This window comes from Pseudoalteromonas aliena (assembly GCF_038155085.1).
Classification (GTDB): Bacteria; Pseudomonadota; Gammaproteobacteria; order Enterobacterales; family Alteromonadaceae; genus Pseudoalteromonas; species Pseudoalteromonas aliena_A.
In genome coordinates this window covers 1-218 of the sequence record NZ_JBAKAU010000195.1, presented here as the reverse complement: position 1 = coordinate 218, position 218 = coordinate 1, and the positions used below count along the sequence as shown (strand labels likewise).

The 218-nt window shown below is 39.9% G+C and carries 1 pseudogene; it reads left to right on the top strand.

Annotated features, from left to right (window positions below):
* Nucleotides 1–218 (top strand): annotated as a pseudogene (locus V6260_RS19055) (exodeoxyribonuclease VII large subunit); the annotation flags it as partial.

Here is a 218-nt window from a genome sequence, read left to right as displayed (position 1 = left end):
TATCAACTTATTGTAGAACATATGGAGCCTGCAGGTGAAGGTCAGCTTAAACAAGAGTTTGATGCACTAAAATTGCGCTTAGGTGCCTAGGGCTTATTTAGCTCAGCGTAAAAAAAACCACTACCGCAAAGTATAAACCGTATTGTTCTAATAACCTCATCAACGGGCGCAGCTATAAAAGATATTATAACTGAACTTAAACGCCGTGCACCGCAATT